This is a genomic window from Methylosinus sp. KRF6, assembly GCF_018887255.1.
Classification (GTDB): Bacteria; Pseudomonadota; Alphaproteobacteria; order Rhizobiales; family Beijerinckiaceae; genus Methylosinus; species Methylosinus sporium.
In genome coordinates, this window is the sequence record NZ_JAHLJF010000016.1 from 1 (window position 1) to 15,763 (window position 15,763).

Annotated in this window: 16 protein-coding genes; 10 read left to right on the forward strand and 6 right to left on the reverse strand. The window is 60.0% G+C overall.

Annotated elements, in window-relative coordinates; translation table 11 throughout:
• Positions 1–3 precede the first annotated feature (3 nt).
• Positions 4–819: a hypothetical protein gene (locus KP010_RS21790; protein ID WP_216281768.1), complete on the reverse strand. Its 816-nt coding sequence runs from the start codon at positions 817–819 to the stop codon at positions 4–6.
• An 8-nt stretch (positions 820–827) separates the two neighbouring features.
• A complete protein-coding gene (locus KP010_RS21795) occupies positions 828–1,400 on the reverse strand; it encodes a molecular chaperone (protein ID WP_142863631.1) in 573 nt (190 codons plus the stop codon).
• Between KP010_RS21795 and KP010_RS21800 the strand changes: the two genes are divergently transcribed.
• The gene (locus KP010_RS21800; protein ID WP_142863630.1) at positions 1,390–1,623 is read left to right on the forward strand and encodes a hypothetical protein; all 234 of its coding nucleotides are present in this window, start codon (positions 1,390–1,392) and stop codon (positions 1,621–1,623) included. The genes KP010_RS21795 and KP010_RS21800 overlap by 11 nt on opposite strands.
• Positions 1,624–1,667: 44 nt before the next feature.
• Here the strand turns inward: KP010_RS21800 and KP010_RS21805 are convergent, their stop codons facing one another.
• Both KP010_RS21805 and KP010_RS21810 read right to left on the reverse strand, forming a co-directional pair.
• Positions 1,668–2,285: a spore coat U domain-containing protein gene (locus tag KP010_RS21805; RefSeq protein ID WP_216281770.1), complete on the reverse strand. Its 618-nt coding sequence runs from the start codon at positions 2,283–2,285 to the stop codon at positions 1,668–1,670.
• A 455-nt stretch (positions 2,286–2,740) separates the two neighbouring features.
• Complete coding sequence (locus KP010_RS21810) at positions 2,741–3,400, reverse strand: TetR/AcrR family transcriptional regulator (RefSeq protein ID WP_142864152.1); 660 nt, start codon at positions 3,398–3,400, stop codon at positions 2,741–2,743.
• Between the two features lie 199 nt (positions 3,401–3,599).
• Here KP010_RS21810 and KP010_RS21815 point away from each other — a divergent pair, with 199 nt between their 5' ends.
• Both KP010_RS21815 and KP010_RS21820 read left to right on the forward strand, forming a co-directional pair.
• The gene (locus tag KP010_RS21815) at positions 3,600–4,556 is read left to right on the forward strand and encodes a nitronate monooxygenase family protein (protein WP_185966574.1); all 957 of its coding nucleotides are present in this window, start codon (positions 3,600–3,602) and stop codon (positions 4,554–4,556) included.
• 150 nt (positions 4,557–4,706) lie between these two features.
• A complete protein-coding gene (locus KP010_RS21820) occupies positions 4,707–5,024 on the forward strand; it encodes an NIPSNAP family protein (protein WP_142864154.1) in 318 nt (105 codons plus the stop codon).
• A gap of 348 nt (positions 5,025–5,372) precedes the next feature.
• Here KP010_RS21820 and KP010_RS21825 read toward each other — a convergent pair whose 3' ends face one another.
• Positions 5,373–5,666 (reverse strand): TMEM175 family protein, encoded by a 294-nt coding sequence (locus KP010_RS21825; protein WP_210244323.1) that lies wholly within the window; start codon positions 5,664–5,666, stop codon positions 5,373–5,375.
• A gap of 75 nt (positions 5,667–5,741) precedes the next feature.
• Positions 5,742–9,029: a CheR family methyltransferase gene (locus tag KP010_RS21830; RefSeq protein ID WP_216281772.1), complete on the reverse strand. Its 3,288-nt coding sequence runs from the start codon at positions 9,027–9,029 to the stop codon at positions 5,742–5,744.
• A gap of 1,360 nt (positions 9,030–10,389) precedes the next feature.
• Between KP010_RS21830 and KP010_RS21835 the strand changes: the two genes are divergently transcribed.
• The 7 genes from KP010_RS21835 (at position 10,390) to KP010_RS21865 (ending at position 15,488) form a co-directional block, all read left to right on the forward strand.
• The gene (locus KP010_RS21835) at positions 10,390–10,914 is read left to right on the forward strand and encodes a GNAT family acetyltransferase (protein ID WP_210244344.1); all 525 of its coding nucleotides are present in this window, start codon (positions 10,390–10,392) and stop codon (positions 10,912–10,914) included.
• 57 nt (positions 10,915–10,971) lie between these two features.
• On the forward strand, positions 10,972–11,790 hold the full coding sequence (locus KP010_RS21840; RefSeq protein ID WP_142864362.1) for a transglutaminase family protein: 819 nt from the start codon (positions 10,972–10,974) through the stop codon (positions 11,788–11,790).
• A 1,293-nt stretch (positions 11,791–13,083) separates the two neighbouring features.
• Complete coding sequence (locus KP010_RS21845) at positions 13,084–13,317, forward strand: hypothetical protein (protein WP_142864364.1); 234 nt, start codon at positions 13,084–13,086, stop codon at positions 13,315–13,317.
• Positions 13,314–13,730: a CsbD family protein gene (locus KP010_RS22990; protein WP_246659985.1), complete on the forward strand. Its 417-nt coding sequence runs from the start codon at positions 13,314–13,316 to the stop codon at positions 13,728–13,730. Before KP010_RS21845 ends, KP010_RS22990 begins: the two co-directional genes overlap by 4 nt.
• A gap of 243 nt (positions 13,731–13,973) precedes the next feature.
• Entirely contained in the window at positions 13,974–14,117 is a 144-nt protein-coding gene (locus KP010_RS21855) for a DUF3096 domain-containing protein (RefSeq protein ID WP_083967044.1), read from the forward strand.
• Between the two features lie 319 nt (positions 14,118–14,436).
• The gene (locus KP010_RS21860; RefSeq protein WP_064506549.1) at positions 14,437–14,601 is read left to right on the forward strand and encodes a DUF3309 family protein; all 165 of its coding nucleotides are present in this window, start codon (positions 14,437–14,439) and stop codon (positions 14,599–14,601) included.
• A gap of 95 nt (positions 14,602–14,696) precedes the next feature.
• Complete coding sequence (locus KP010_RS21865) at positions 14,697–15,488, forward strand: VIT family protein (protein WP_246659986.1); 792 nt, start codon at positions 14,697–14,699, stop codon at positions 15,486–15,488.
• Positions 15,489–15,763: the final 275 nt, after the last annotated feature.

The following is a 15,763-nucleotide window of genomic DNA, read 5'->3' on the forward strand; positions in this document are numbered from 1 at the left end:
GAATCATGCCTGAGCCGATCTGTTAACCGCCGTTAACCCGAATTCGGAGCCCTGGCCTCGGGGGGGGGGGGCGGAGGGCGAAGCTGGCGGCCCGGTTCGAATTTCCGTGAGGCGCCATGACCGGCCATTCGTCGCGCGTGGCGGCAGGGACCGCTTTCTCTGAATATCGCGGACGTTCGCCGTCTCGAGTCGCAATCCGATCGTGGAGTTCGCCCTGTATAGATTAAAGTTGTTCGTGTTTCCGATGATGCCCGTCTGCGTCACGACCCCATAGGGACTGAAAATTCGGATATCCGTGGATAGGCTGGCCGCCGTGATCGCCGGTCTCCAATGCGTGATCGCCGTGGAGGACGAAGCGAACATCACATAATTCACCAAACCTCCCCATGACGACGTCGCGCTCGGAACGGCGGGACGTTCGCCGCGGCTGTCGTAAATTTTTGGAATGCGCTGATCGTCGGACAGATCGAAATAGAGCTGCTGCTTCGGCTCGTCGTAACGATATGCCAATCCAGAGCCGTTCAGAACGACCATATCTTTGCGCCCGCCCGCGCCCGGCGGCTTGACCCCGATTTCCTCGAGATCGCCTCGCTCGACCGCGAAGACGCCGTCTGGCGATTTCCTGGCGGATACGAGCAGACCCGTCGATTTGCCATTTACGTAGGCTTCCAGACGGAGGTCCAAAGTCCCTGCGGACGCACGATCGCCTTCCATATCGGCGATCGTATTTTGTTCGAGCTCCAGGGCTCGCGCGCGGCTTTCGGCAAGCGCGCATTCTATGAAAATGCAGCTGGCGGCTATGATGCTGAGCCGCCGCAATGTCGAACCTATCGAGGTTTTGCGACGACGGATATGAACTCACGATCTACAGTAGCCGAAACTTTTCCGTCCTTGAGATCGAACTTTCCCGGCAGCTTCCAACGTCTTTCGGAATGTCCTAACGCATAGCCCGCCAGCCCATTCGCGATGGGCTTGCCGTTCAGAGAGAGAGCAGAGATTTTGGCCCGACGATCGCCTTCGTTTTTCGCGACGAGGAACCGACCGCCGTCGCGATTCGTGACAAACCAGGATAGGCGAGGCTGACTTCGCGTTTCCTCATAGAAAAAAATGGGAATGACATAGCGCAGCGCCACCGCAATAATCCCATTGCGGCGCGTCGTTGCGTCGGGGATTTCGTCGACGACGAGACGATAGCTTTCTTCACCCGCTATCGGCGCTTCGACAATTCTCACCACGCGTATCGTATATTCCGCGCCAGCGCCGATCTCCGCCATGGGAGGCGAGCAAACGACATTTTGCGTCGGCTCCAGGACATCCTCTCCATGCTCCTGTCGCCAGACGAAAATGCGGACTTGGCCATTGATCGGTCGATTTCCTCTGTTTCGAAGCGTGATCGTCATCGTCTGTTGTGGAGCTGCCGCCTCGAGCGAAATCGGCAAAACTTCGAGCGAGGCGGCAGAGGCGCCGTCGAAGACGGCCCCGGCGCAAAGCAAAGAGAAGACGGAAAATAGCCTCTTAGATTTCACTGCGATCCCTCTGTGGACGATGAGGACGAACGGCGAGAAAGGGGCCGGCGTTTCTCGCGAAATGCGCCGCCTGCTCGAGGTCTTCGATCTCTCATGAGATTGATCGGGCGTCTTTTTCGGTAAAAAGCGGAATCGCCTCGTTCAAAAATTCACTGTCACGGTAATCGTGTCGGAATACCCATCGGGAGTGCTGAACTGCCCAGCCGGAATTTGCCCATACACGGTCAGGATCTGAGGCGCGCCGGTGCCGACGCCAGAGACCCAGCCCGGGGCCACATCATCCCAATTTATCGAGTATCCGGCGTCTTGAAAAAGCGAGTAATTCAAAAGCGACGCCGATCCCCCGGCCTTCATCTGACGCGTCGTGGTGCTCGCGCCATACAATCCCTGGTTCAATCCGACATTGTAAGCGATGCCATTTGAGCAGCTGACAGTGATAGCGGACGTCGCTTGAACGAGGGTTCCACTGTAAAGACCGAAGGGCAGCGGAAGCGCCGAAACCTCACAAGTGCTCGCCACATTCGCCGACACGGTGAAAGTGGTCGTGACGGTCGCCGCTTCGACATGATTCGCAAAAGCAAGCGCGGCAATTGCTCCGCCGAGAGCTGATTTAAACGATCTATACATAATAGTCCTCGTCGCATAGCGATGCATGAAAGGAAATCGAGAGAGATGAAAATCGCGAACAAATACATGTACGATAGATAGTCTCTTTAATATCGTTAGATATTCGGAGTTAAAATTGGTGATTTTACGCAAATGGCGCTATCGTGCGTAAATGTGCGCGTTTTGGTCGCTGCGGAGCGTATAATTCCATCGGTGTCGGACACAGATCGGCGTCACTCCATGCAAATCGAAGCTGCCTTGGCCGGGCTCGGTGTCGCATCGGCGCCGCGTCTCTATATCGAAGCCGAGCTGGCGAAGGGTCGCTTGGTTGCGCCATGGCCTGATGGTGATTCGATCTCCAAGACGCTCCCATTGAGCGCGGTCCGATCGACGTCTTTGCGACTTGGCTCCTCGAGGAAGCGCGAGCGTCAGATCCAACGCTTTGATGGCGGCAGTTTCGGATTTTCCGAAGTAGGCTTCGTCGGGCGGATCTGCGGGCGCTGTTGCCGGTCTCGACGGCAGCCTCTTTCGAGTTCCGAGTTCGTTCGACGCCCACCGCATAGCGGCGGCGGACCGACAAGCTGCCGATGGGGCCTCGCTGTCGACGATCAGCTCTCTCGAAAAGGCTCCGCCTGAGCATAGGCGGCGAGAAAAACCCCGACTCCGGTGGTGATCGCGCGGTTGCGCTCGGTCGCCGACAATGCCGATTCGTCGCCGAGCATGGCCCGCAGCTGAAGGTCGCCACGGATCAGGCCGATGAAATGCTTGGCGACGTCGCGGGGAACAGACCGGCGGAGCGAGCCCGCCGCCATTGCGGTCTCGAACACCTCCGCCAATCGCGCGATCAGCCTGTCCGGCCCGTTCTCGTAAAAGAGCTTGCCGAGCTCGGGAAAGCGCCGGGCCTCGGCCGCGACGATCCGGTTCGTGGCCACCACCTCGGGCGACAGCAATAGATCGAGCACTGCGCCGGCGAGACGCTCCATTTTGCTTCTCAAATCCGCGGCGCCTGTCACCCCCGACACCAGGCCAGATGAAAACCGATCGCCGGTCGACCAGATCACAGCCGTGAACAGTTCATCCCGGCTGCCATAATGCGCGTAGAGCGTCGCCTTGCTGACGCCGGCTTCCTGAGCGATCGCCTCCATCGATGTTTCGGCGAAGCCTCGGCTGAGAAACAACCGGTGAGCCGCCTCGACGATGCGCTCGACCGTTCGCGGCCCTCTCGTCCTTACTTTCGGCCTGCCGGGCTCCGCCATTGCGATCCTCATTCTCTATCCGTAAATGAACGACATCGTTCAATAGTTGACGGTTCGCATGGTTATTGATAGCCTTTTGCCGTGGAAATGCAAAACCAACCCGTTCATTTGAACGGGGCGCGATGTTTCGGAAGAGATGGCCGCGGCGCCGCGCGCGCCCGTCCAATCCCACAAAGGACGTCGTCGCCGTCAGGGTAGGCAAGAGGGAATCATGACCAACATTGTCTGCGACAAGCTCGGCATTCGCTACCCGATCCTGCAAGGGCCGATGGCCTGGGCGTCGGACAGCAAGCTCGCCGCGAGCGTTTCCAACGCCGGCGGGCTGGGAATCATGGGGCTCGGCTTCTGCCCGCCGGCCGTCTTCGAGGCCGAGATCCGCGCGGCCCGAGCCCTGACGGAAGCGCCTTTCGGCCTCAACATCATCACCTGCCTGCCCGACGCCGACAAGCTGCTGGAAATCACCCTGCGCCAAGGGATCAGGGTTGTCGAGATCGAGACGTTCCCCGCCTATTTCGACACGCTTCCGCGTTACGTCGAAGCGCTCAGGAGCCACGGCGCCGCGACGATCGGCAAGGCGTCCTCGGTGTCGGAGGCCAAAGTGTTCGAAGCGGCGGGGGTCGATTTCATCTCGGTCAAGGGGTACGACGGCGGCGGTCACATCTTCGGCCTCACCGGCACATTCTCGCTGATACCCCAGGTCGTGGACGCCGTTTCCATCCCCGTGATCAATTCGAGCGGCGTCGCCGATGGACGCGGCGTCGCCGCTTCGTTCATGCTCGGCGCTGCTGGCGTCGAGATCGGGAGCCGCTTCCTGGTCGCCGAGGAATGTCCGATCCACGCCAACTATAAGAACGCAATCGTCGCCGCCGGGGAGGGCGACACCGTTCTGACCGGCGTCAGCGCCGGCGACGGGGTGCGTGGCGTCAAAAACCGGCTGACGGATGAAATGCTGCGCCTCGAACGGGACCTGCCGCCCGAAGAGGCCGCGGAGCGCATCCGCGAGATCGGTCGTGGCGTCTTGCGCGCGGCGGCCATCGACGGCGACGTCGAGAACGGCAGCCTCGTCGTCGGCCAGAACCTCGGGCTGCTCGACGCCATTTTGCCCGCGAGCGTCATCATGCAGGAATTGATCGCCGGCTATTCGAGGGTCGCGCCTCGAGCAATGTGAACTGGGCAAGTTCGATCTGCTCCGCAAACGAGCGTCCGGGGAGACGAGTCGGCGTTACCGCCGATCGTCGAGCGACGAGGCGTCGCCTCCATGGCCCGGACCGATGTCGTAGCGAGCGTCCGATCACGCGTCATCGAGCGGAGAAAATCCATGACGACCTATGAAATGCGCATCTACACGCTGAAATCCGTCGAGGCCGCCACGGCCTATCGCAAGATCTGGATCAAGCATATCGAGAGCCTGAAAGCATTCGGGATCGTCACGCATGGCGTGTTTGCCGTTGCGAGCGACCCGGCGAAAGTCGTCGCGCTCGTCGGCTATCCCGAAGGTGTCGATCCCGAGGCTGCCTCGGATCGCTATATGGCCAGCGATCTGTTCAAGGCGGACATGGCGGGTTTCGACATCGCTTGGCTCTCCAGCGTGGAGACGATATTGCTCACCCCCGAGACATTCTCTCCTCTCCGGTGACGAAACTCTCGAAATCGCTCCCGACGCCTTCCAGCTTCTGAAAGACCGCTTTGAGCCGGTCGCGCCGGACGAGGGTCGCGTGGAGACGTGGGCCGTTAGAAATGCGCGACGAACCAGTCGCGCGCCGCCGGACCGGATTGGACGAAGTTCTCGCTGTAAGGAGCGAAATGACCGCAGGGTAGCGTCGTAAATTTCTTTAGTTCACTGGCCCGTTCGAATACCTAACGCGAGACTTCGATTGGCATCAGCGTAAGCAAAAAGCATTTTCTCTCGAGGGACGCGATCCCGCAGCCGCTGCAGGTCCACAGTTCCTCCTTCGCCGGAAGGGGGAACTCGCGCCACAATCGGTCATTTCACCTGCGTGAACCATGGGTCTGCTTTCCCCGAATATCGCGGACGTTCGCCTCGGCGGATCGGCTGGACATCCAATGGTGATGAGCCCAGATGGCGAGGATGGTGACGAAGCTGATAAAGAAGGCCAGATAGCCGCGCCAAGCCCCTGCAAACCGAATACGCGAGACCTTTCTCCGAAACTACCTCATGACCTGGCGCCTTGATTTCGAGCACGAGGAGCGTGATGGTGATCGCGAAGGCGCCGTCGCTGAATATCTCGATTCGTGTGCTCTCTTTGTCGTCCTGCATTCGCATCCGCTCTCGGCCTCTGAAGCGGCGGCGCGTTGCTGGCGCTCCGACGCGCCGATCGACTTGTTCGGCTTCTCATGGCTGCGTCGGGCCTCGAGCCTCGTCGATTGAACCCGCATCCGTCTTTGCCAGAGGCAGTGTGAAGCTGAAGATCGCTCCGCCTACCGGATTGGCTTCGGCCCATATCTTTCCGTAATGCGCTTCGACGATGTTGCGGGAGATCGACAGCCCGACGCCTATTCCGCGCGTCTTCGTCGTAACAAAAGGCTCGAACAGCTTCGCCTTGATCTCGTCCGGCACGCCGGGACCGGTGTCCGCGACATCGATGCGAATCATGTCTCCCTCGGCCGAGGACGTCGATATTGTCAGCTCGCGCTTATCCGAAGCGCTCATCGCATCGATCGCGTTCCGCATCAGATTGATCAGGACCTGCTTGACCTGAACCTCGTCGACGAGCGCGCGATCGTCCTGCGCATTCAAATGAAATGTCGCATGGACCCCGGACTGCTTCGCGGTCGGGAGGGTGAGCTCATAGGCCTCCTCCATCAGCTTATGCACGCTCGAGAAAGTTTTCTTCGGCTCGTCGCGGGAGACGAATTCTCGCAGGTGATCGACCACCTGCGCGGCCCACATCACCTGCTCGACCGCGCTTCCCAAAATGCTTTCGATGCTCGCGGGGCGCTGGTCGGAGGGAATTTTCAACGAACGTTGCGCCGCATGGAGATAGGTCGCGGCCGCCGAGAGCGGCTGATTGATCTCATGGGCGAGGCCCGTGCCCATTTCCTTCATGGAGCTCAATCGGTCTGCTTGCAGTTTTTGCACCTTCTCTTCGGAGCGCGTCGTGGTGGTCACATCGATGAAGGTCGCCACGACTCCATCGATTTGTTGAGAGCCTCCACGATAAGCGGTGAGGCGGGCGAGATAATAGGGCGCATCGACGTCGTTCTTGTGCACGCGCCTCTCGATCGAGGTCCCGCTTTCCAGCACCTCGAGAAGGTCGGCCGTCAATTCGGGGTAATCGAGCTTCGCCGCGAGGTCGGTGAGCGGTCGCCCGGCGTCCGAAGGGATGATGTTGAAGATTTGAGACGTCGCAGGCGTGAAGGTCCGGATGACGAGACTACGATCCATGAAGATCGTCGCGATGCGAGTGCTCGCGAACACGTTCCTCAGATCGTTGTTGGCCCGGTCCAGTTCGTCGATCTTGCTTTCCAGCTCATGGTTGACGGTCCTCATCTCCTCGTTGAGCGATTGCAGCTCTTCCTTCGAGGATTCGAGCTCCTCATTGGTAGACTGCGTCTCCTCGTTCATCGAGATCAGCTCTTCATTCGCAGATTTCAATTCCTCGAGAGCCGTCTCATATTCCTCGATCGTCGCCTGAAGCCGTTCGCGGGTCTCGAACAGTTCGCTTTCGAGCCGCGCCGCGTCGCCCGCCGGCTCGCGCTCGGTCGGAGAGGTAGACATCGTGTCCGCTGTCGATGGTTCTCTCGCTTGGAACAAAATCAAGAAAAGCGCCTTGCCGCCCTCTCGGTCCAGCAGAGGCTCGGCGGTCAGCGAGACGAGTTCCGTGTGGTCGTTATCGGCTTCTACTTTTACGTTTTGACGCGTCGCTGTCCGGCGTGTCTCGATCGCCTCGCGCAGCACGCTGCGCAAATCGAGGCGCAGACCTTTGCGCGCCATCGCGAAGATCTGACGGTCGGGCGCTCCGGGCGCCGCTTCGAGATATTTGCCCGTTCGGGCGGAAAAATGAACGATGTCGCCATCCTCGGTCACGACGACATGCGGAGGCGCGAATCCTTCGGCGACGCGCGCCTCCACGCTGCGCCGCAATTGTGATGCGGATCCGGCGTTGGTCTTGCTGGACGCAGGAGCGGGGTAGGAGAGAGCACGCAAGCCAGGCATGAAATGCGGCATGCGCACGCGCCGGCCGGGATCGCGGGCCTCGAACAGGCAATGCTTCTTGTCGATCGGCGTAAAGAGGTCGGAGAATTGGCCTACGCTCTCGGACATACCGAGAAAAAGAATCCCGCTGGCTCGAAGAGAATAGTGAAAGATGGGAATCACTTCTCTCTGCACATCCGCGCCGAGATAGATGAGCAGATTGCGACAGGACACCAAGTCCATGTGCGAGAAAGGCGGATCGCGCAGAATGCTGTGCGGAGAGAAGACGCAGAGGTCACGAACCGCCTTGACGACGACATAGCTGCCGGACTCGCCGGCAAAAAAGCGTTTACGTCTCTGGTCCGAGACCCCGTCCATCAGCGCGACGGGATAGCGGGCGGAGCGCGCGATCGTCAGAGCCGCGTCATCGATATCGGTCGCGAAAATGGTCACGCGCGGGGCGACTCTCAATCCGTCCATATGCTCGCGAAGAATGATCGCGATCGAGTAGACTTCTTCGCCCGTGGAACAACCCGGAATCCAGACCCGCACCGTGTCGGCCGCTCCTTTTCCCTCGAACAACCGCGGAACGGCGATTTGTCGAAGAGCGTTGAATGCGTCCGAATCACGAAAAAAGCTCGTGACGTTTATCAGGAGGTCGCGAAAAAGCGCCGTCGCCTCTTCGGGAGCCTCGCGCAGGCGCTCCACATAGTCGGCGATCTTCTCGCATTGCTGGATATGCATTCGGCGACGGACCCGGCGCATGAACGTCTTGGTCTTGTAGCCGCTGAAGTCGTGCCCCGCAGAATCACGCAGGATCGAATAGATGGCTTGGCGCGCCTCGAGAACGACGCCGTCATCGTCCGTCATTCGCCGGTCGGATGCGAGATCGTCCGTTTCCTCGAGATCGCGCATGACCTCGATGAGCTTTTCCGCCATCGCATCGACGGGAATTGCAAAATCCACCAGTCCGCTGGCGATGGCGCTGCCCGGCATTCCTCCAAATCCGGGACCCGACCCGTCGCTCGCCTGCGCCATGGTCACGCCGCCGTGCTCCTTGATCGCCTTGATGCCGAGAACGCCGTCGCTGCCGCTCCCCGAAAGGACGATCCCGACCGCCAATTCGCCGCGATCGCGAGCGAGAGCGCTGAAGAATACGTCGATCGGCGATCGCTCGTGATGGGCGGGGTCAGTCGCTATCAGCCGAAGCCGCCCGGAGGCGATCGTCAGGACCGCTGCCGGCGGGATGACATAGATCTTGTTTTTTTCGAGCCCCTGACCGTCTCGGGCGACCTCGACGCTCATTTTGGCATGGCGCGCCAAAATATCCGTAAGGAGGCTCTTCCGATCTGGAGCCAGATGCATGATGACGACGAAGCTTATGCCCGGATTGGCGGGCATGGTGCGGAACAGACTCTCCAGCGCTTGGATGCCTCCCGCGGAAGCGCCGACGCCTACGACTGGAAACGATATGTCCGGGTTCATCGGCAGCGCCTTTCGCCTCGGCTCTATATGCGCTTCGAAGCGTTCGATGTCACGCCGATCTGTAACGCAGCAATACGAACAACGTATTGCGCGCGGAGGAGTGGCTGAAGGCGTGTTTCTCTCGGCTCCGGGTAGGAACGACGGGAGAGGGCACTATTTCATGTTCACGAACAGCGAGGTGGCGCCGAAGTTCCTCCTTCGGCGTACGGGGAGGTTCCGCCAAAGGGGACCTTCGCCCTGTTCGAGCCGTAGGTCGGCTTTCATTGGACTTCGCGGACGTTCGCGGCGCCCGATCGGCTGGAGGTGAGTTTCGTTCCCCCGATGACGGTCGCGGGGGTCGCTATGCGAAGTCGGCGACGCGCGAACGACTGAAGTCGCGGCAATCAATTTCCAAAGCGACCTCCCGGGACTGACGACTTTTGGAGAAGATAATGCTGACCGCGGAAGTTATCGATCACTTCCTGCCCATCGACAAAGCCGCCGCGAAGGCCCACGTAGTAATCGCCGTGAGCCGTCGGGCAACCATTCATGGAAGCCGATTGTCGCCAGGGAACCGCGGTGGCGACCCGAAATGTCCGTGATTTCGGGAGCTGCGACATTCTGATTATCGACCCTTTCCATGCTTCGCGAGCGTGAACCGCCTCTCGGGACTCGTTGCGCGGCGCGGATGATCAATGGAATGATGGCTGCTGCGCTATCGAGGACACCTAGAAATCACGAACATCGTACCTGCCCGGACCGCTTGAAATGAGCTACGAGCTCGCCACGCGGCAAGCAAGGCGCCGGCGCTTCAGGAGAAAGGCGGATACACTCTTCGCTTGGTCAAGCGATGATCACAATCGATACTACGCGCCTTTCGATAACTGAAGAACCAATGGTGGCGCTCGCGCTTTGGAATGCTTCCCCTCGTCATCTTGACCGGGCACAGCGCAACCAATCGACGGATCCTGGCTCGGCGACGTCTTTTTTTCCGCTGGCCGCGGTCGCCGCAGAACTTCGCTATCCATGTTATGGCAATTACGGGTACGGCGCACTCCCGATCCAATCTACGACACGACGGGGGTTTAAAGACACGTTCCTGCCGGCACCGAGTATGCGTAAGCGAGCTTCAGTGCGATTGGCGTCGACACCTGCTCTACGGTCCGACCGCAATGGGAGCGAAATGCTCATGACGACCGCCGGCTGGACGGGCATATGGATTATTCGTCCGACGTCGCCCGGTCTCGCATCGTGACCGCAACGGGTCGCCACGAAATGAATGTCTGGACTTTGTTCGGCTCGACACGCTTTGCACGCCGCGTCGCTTCCGGTCGAGTGAATGGCGCCGCCTCGAGGCGAAGCCGCAGGGAGGATCGGCTGAATGATGGCGCTTCTGTCACGGGTGACATTCGGGATCGTGAGTGCAATGTTGATGCTGCTCGCTCTAGCGCTCGTCGCATTTGGCGCGCTCGAGCTGGTCGCCGAGCTGAAAAAGTCCTGGCACGAGGGCGGCAATGCGCTTCTTACGGCGATCGGCTATGTCGTAATCGCGATAGCGGTTTTCGACGTCGCCAAATATTTCGTGGAAGAAGAAGTCATACGGCGCCCTGGGACGCTCACTGCGTCCGAGGCGCGGCGCAGCCTTTCGAAGTTCATCTCGACGATCGTCATCGCCGTGTTCATCGAAGGTCTGGTCATCGTATTTCAGGTGAGCAAGCAGGACGTAGCGCAAATGCTCTATCCGATAGCGCTGCTCGTGACGGCCGTTCTCATCGTGCTCGGACTTGGCGTCTACCAGCGACTGAGCGTCGAGGTAGAGCGCCAAAGCGCCCGAAAGGAGCAAAGCAAGCGCGGCGACGACAAAGACGAGCAGGCTGACGCTCGATCACGGCCACGCTCGACATGAGGCGCTGCGTGGAATTCGAGAAATGTGGGTCCGACCCACGAAAACTGGAGCACGGCCATGAAATTTCGCATCGGCTATGAGCTTCGATACGACTTTCCGCAGCCGACGCCGGCCGTCTTGATTCTCAACGTGCATTTCACGCGCGTTTCCGATCTCTCTTGGCCCGACCATATCTCGATTGCGCCTGTTGCTCCGATCTCGGGATACCGCGACAGCTTCGGCAATTGGTGCAGCCGCGCCGTTCTCGGGCCGGGCAGCACGCTCATCTCGACCAACGCTCTGATACGTGACTCCGGCCTGCCGGATATCGTCACCTCGGGAACTTACCAATCGCCTGTAGAGAGCTTACCGGAGGAAACACTGGTCTTTCTGTTGCCGAGTCGCTTCTGCGAGAGCGACCGACTTCTAGAACTCTCTTGGACGCTGTTCGGCGCCGCGACGCCAGGAAGAGGCCGAGTGCAGGCGATCTGCGACTTCGTGCATGACCATATCTGCTTTGGTTACGAGCACGCGCGGGCGACGCGGACGGCATGTGAGGCCTATGAAGAGCGTCTCGGCGTCTGCCGCGATTATGCGCATCTGGCCATCGCCTTTTGCCGCGCGCTGAACATTCCGGCGCGCTACTGCACCGGCTATCTCGGCGACGTGGGTACGCCGCCTCCCTATCCGCCCGGGGATTTCGCTGCCTGGTTCGACGCCTACATCGGCGGCGCTTGGCAAACATTCGATCCCAGGAACAACACGCCCAGGATCGGGCGCGTTCTGCTGGCGCGCGGGCGCGACGCAGCGGATGTGGCGATGGTCACGACCTTCGGTCCCAACAAGCTGGAAAATTTTCGTGTCTGGACAGATGAGGTCACCGAAGACGCCGAGTGATCCACGGCTGTCGTGAGCTGGCAATTGCTCCTTCGATCTCTGATCATCTGCGGGGCGCGAGCTTACAGGTCTCAGGCGCAGCAGAGTCCACCGGCGCGTTCGGCGATCGATCGGAGCAATCCTCGACGGCGCCCGCGGCTCGGAGGACGTGTTCGTGAAACGCGATGAAGCTTTGCCCGCGAACAATTCAATGGGCCTGCTGCATCTGGGCGTGCAAATCGATGGCGGCCGCAAATTGCTTGCTCGAGGAACTCGAAGCGGATTATGCCTTCACGCCGCAACGTGAACGATATGCCCCCTTCGCGCTCGCGCGAGCGGGCTTGAATGGACCTCCAAACGCGTCGGCTTCAGGCTCGCCAAAATCGCATGGGCTCGTGTCGACTCCGCGCCACGTCCATGGACAAAGACCAAAAATCCATCGGCCCTCAATGTTTGCTCGCAATCGAGAACGCTGTCCTCCGGAATGCCGAGACCGCAGAGCGCCGCGACCAAGGCGCTCGCGCCGCTGGATGACATCGCGCCGGCGACTTGCCGCTGGATGAGGGCGGCAATGGCGCCGAGCGCCACTACCGGTCCGGTAGATGGCGAAGTCGAAAAGACGCCTCCAGCGGATAGCTCACATAGGCCATCCCAAAATGCGCCATAGTTTTCCCACATTCGGATCTGTCCGCCGACGTTGTGAAAGCCCACGCCATCTCTATCAGAGCAATATCCGCGTCCGACGACGCTCAATCGCCCGGTATCGAAGCCGGCCTGCGAGAGCGTCTTGACCGCGGTCGCGGCCTGAAAGTGGTACGCGAAACTCGCGATCGATATTTCGTCGAAGCGTTTCATGAGAGCCTCCTTTCGAGAAGGCGAATGGGGCGACGAGCGCGACGCTGTGGCATCGACGGCTGTGAACGCGCCGAGCAGCGGTGAAATGCGCGCAAGCCTAACGATCGCGCCGAACGTTGCCCGCGGCCCGGAGCACGACCACGAGTTTCCCAAAGACGGCGCTCGAGCGAAGTTCATCGAGCCGAGCGGCGCGGACGTTCTGAGCGTCGATGGACGCGATTTATCGCCAATTCGCACCGCGCACGAAAGGATTGGGCCTCCGTTGCGAGATCCGGGCTCGATATCGAGCGGTCGACATCTGTAATATAGGCGCCTGACTGGCGACGATCAGCCTCGGTAAATACTCTAGCCGCTGCGCGGGGTCGCCATGGCGATATTGCGCTTTATTGGGAGAACTTCGACAGGCCCGAATGCAACGAGGAGGCGACCTGCAAAATCGACAGATATGCTCGCCTGGGCGTGCTCTTCGTCAATCCGACCGACAATTTTCTCGAGCCGCTGCTGATCAGCAGCGCCGCCGACATTCCTCTCGTCATCGCCTTCCTCGGCGCGATGGGCGGCCTACTCACCTTCCGCTTGGTCGGATTGGTTCTCGGCCCGCTCATTCTCGCCGTGCTGTTCGCCATATGGCGGAAATGGCTGGAAAGAAACGCGCCCGAAGTGGAGCGCTGCCCCCGCAACGCGCCGCATTGATCGATGTCGAGGCGATCATTTCGCGTCGACGTCCGCGTTCCGATACGGTGCGTGAAAAAAGCCACTGCTCCGCCGACCTGCCGACCTCGGCCAGCGCACTCATCTCGAGGCGGCGTCACATGTCGCCGGAAAAGCGCCCACTGCGCCACTCGTTAAACTCCGTATGCGCCCTAGTTAATGACAAACCTACGGGACATAAACCAACAGGGGATCATGTCATGGACAAGGAAAGCATCAAGGGCGCGGGACAGAAGATAAAGGGCAAAATCGAAGAAGTCGCGGGGAAGGTTCTCGGCGACAAGGAGCTCGAGTTGCATGGCAAAGCCGATCAGCTCGGAGGCGCGGTTCGAAGCGCGGTCGGAGAGGCGAAGGATACGATCAAGGACGCGATCAAGGACGCCAAGAAAGTCTAAAGCGCAATCTGACTAAGGGAACGAGGCGTCGTCGTCGACCACGGAGGCGTACGGACCTCCAGGCCTCTTCGTCGCGCTCTTTCCCCCGCGCCTCTGCGGGTTTCCCTTCGCGATTTGCACTGTCGGCGCCTGACAATCGGAGCGAAATCGGTTCATCTCGGATTGCGATTTCGCTCCGTCGGCCTAATTCAAGGTATGATCCGATTCGTGAAATCTCCAAAAATTGCTTTAAGGAGTAGGCCCATGAACATCAGCATCGAGCACCTCCAGCCGATCGTCTCGCTGCTCGCCGGCGTTCTCATTCTGATCATCCCTCGGCTCCTCAACTACATCGTCGCGATTTTTTTGATCGTATCGGGAATTCTGGGGCTCGGGTGGATCAAGTGACGACGCGCGATAGCACTCCGAAATGTCTTCTCCGAGCGGCGACGCACGCCGCCGAAAAGCGATAACGTGCAATTAGGTTTTTGGCCATTGAATGCATTTCCTCTGGTTGTCGCGACGTCGGCGCGCCCGAGAGGGCGGGCCGGCGCTCTGCGGCGTCATTGCATGATTGCGCAGCCGCGCTATGTTTTTTGAAAGAGCTTTCCCGACGACCTGAAGCAGGCCGTCGAAGGCGTCGAGCAGCTCGTTCGAATCTCTATATTGGAAAAAGCCCCTCGCAGTCGGGCTGAATCGAGACGGCCGCAAACGGGGAGACACGCTCATGTCGATCGGGCTCATACTCGTCATTCTCCTTATCATCTTTTTGTTCGGTGGCTTCAGCGGCCGCTTCGGCGGCTATGGCTATGGCTACGGTCACGGCGGCGTCGGCGTCATCGGCATTCTTCTGATCATCGTCGTCGTGTTGCTCCTGACAGGACGGCTTTGATCGAGACCGCCGCAACTCGATCGGTGTAACTTGCATGGAAAGCGCGCGCGGACGACTTGTTCGCACCAACTCAGGCGTCGCGCGAACGGGGTCGGATGAGTCGTCTTCGCCTGCACGCTGAGAAGCACCTCGTCGATCGCATCGGTTGGCTGAGAGCCGCAGTGCTCGGGGCCAATGATGGGATTGTCTCGACCGCGAGCCTGATCGTCGGCGTAGCCGCGGCGACCGCGACGCGAAACGATGTTTTGATCGCGGGCGTCGCTGGACTGGTGGCCGGAGCCATGTCGATGGCCGCGGGCGAATATGTGTCCGTCAGCTCGCAATCCGACACCGAGCGAGCGGATATCACGCGTGAACGTAAAGAGCTCAGCGACAACATCGCGTTCGAACTCGATGAGCTCGCCGACGTCTATGTCACACGCGGTGTTGATCGAGAGCTCGCGCTTCGAGTCGCCGAGCAAATGATGGCCAAAGACGCCCTGACTGCCCACGCGCGCGATGAACTCGGAATTTCAGAGATCACCACCGCCCGTCCTGTGCAAGCGGCCTTGACATCCGCAGCTACGTTTTCGCTGGGCGCCGCCATGCCCTTGCTCATGGTCGTCGTGGCGCCTGTCGGCACGCTCGTCCCCGTCGTTTCCGTCGCGTCCTTGGCCTTCCTCGCGCTTTTAGGCGCCGTCGGCGCAAGAGCAGGCGGCAGGTCAGCAGGACGACGTTTCGACGCTGACGGCGGAGCGGCCAGCGCGGGCCATTTACGCTGCATTGGCGGCGGTATAAATGATGTGCCTTCCATGCTCCAGGACAGAAGTTCGCTAATGCGTTTTGCGGTGACTTCGCAAGGACGTCGCAAGCAAAGCTTTCCTGGGCGACAGTTCTCCAAGTCGTAAGTTTGCAGACGCGAACGGTTTTGAAGGGATCAGCGCTCTTGAGCACGCTCGAAGAGATGAAGCGAGACAGTCGCTCAACGGCGGAGTCGATAGCGGCTTCGTTGGCGCGGATCGATGATGAGGACGGGAAGCGTGCTTCTTGTAATCCCCTAGCAGTGTTGGAAGCTCGGGGGACAAGAGAGGTCTTCGACGCCGCGATCACACTGTCTGGCGCGAGTGAGATCGTGCCCCAGAGCGTGGTGTAGCTCTGGTCGGTCCCGTCGAGGGGCTCCGGC

Excerpts from the sequence above, each read along its gene's own strand:
- KP010_RS21795 (WP_142863631.1), bottom strand. The coding sequence starts at position 1,400 with ATGACGATCACGCTTCGAAACAGAGGAAATCGACCGATCAATGGCCAA.
- KP010_RS21810 (WP_142864152.1), bottom strand. The coding sequence starts at position 3,400 with ATGAGGATCGCAATGGCGGAGCCCGGCAGGCCGAAAGTAAGGACGAGA.
- KP010_RS21815 (WP_185966574.1), top strand. The coding sequence starts at position 3,600 with ATGACCAACATTGTCTGCGACAAGCTCGGCATTCGCTACCCGATCCTG.
- KP010_RS21820 (WP_142864154.1), top strand. The coding sequence starts at position 4,707 with ATGACGACCTATGAAATGCGCATCTACACGCTGAAATCCGTCGAGGCC.
- KP010_RS21825 (WP_210244323.1), bottom strand. The coding sequence starts at position 5,666 with ATGCAGGACGACAAAGAGAGCACACGAATCGAGATATTCAGCGACGGC.
- KP010_RS21830 (WP_216281772.1), bottom strand. The coding sequence starts at position 9,029 with ATGAACCCGGACATATCGTTTCCAGTCGTAGGCGTCGGCGCTTCCGCG.
- KP010_RS21835 (WP_210244344.1), top strand. The coding sequence starts at position 10,390 with ATGATGGCGCTTCTGTCACGGGTGACATTCGGGATCGTGAGTGCAATG.
- KP010_RS21840 (WP_142864362.1), top strand. The coding sequence starts at position 10,972 with ATGAAATTTCGCATCGGCTATGAGCTTCGATACGACTTTCCGCAGCCG.
- KP010_RS21855 (WP_083967044.1), top strand. The coding sequence starts at position 13,974 with ATGAACATCAGCATCGAGCACCTCCAGCCGATCGTCTCGCTGCTCGCC.
- KP010_RS21860 (WP_064506549.1), top strand. The coding sequence starts at position 14,437 with ATGTCGATCGGGCTCATACTCGTCATTCTCCTTATCATCTTTTTGTTC.
- KP010_RS21865 (WP_246659986.1), top strand. The coding sequence starts at position 14,697 with ATGAGTCGTCTTCGCCTGCACGCTGAGAAGCACCTCGTCGATCGCATC.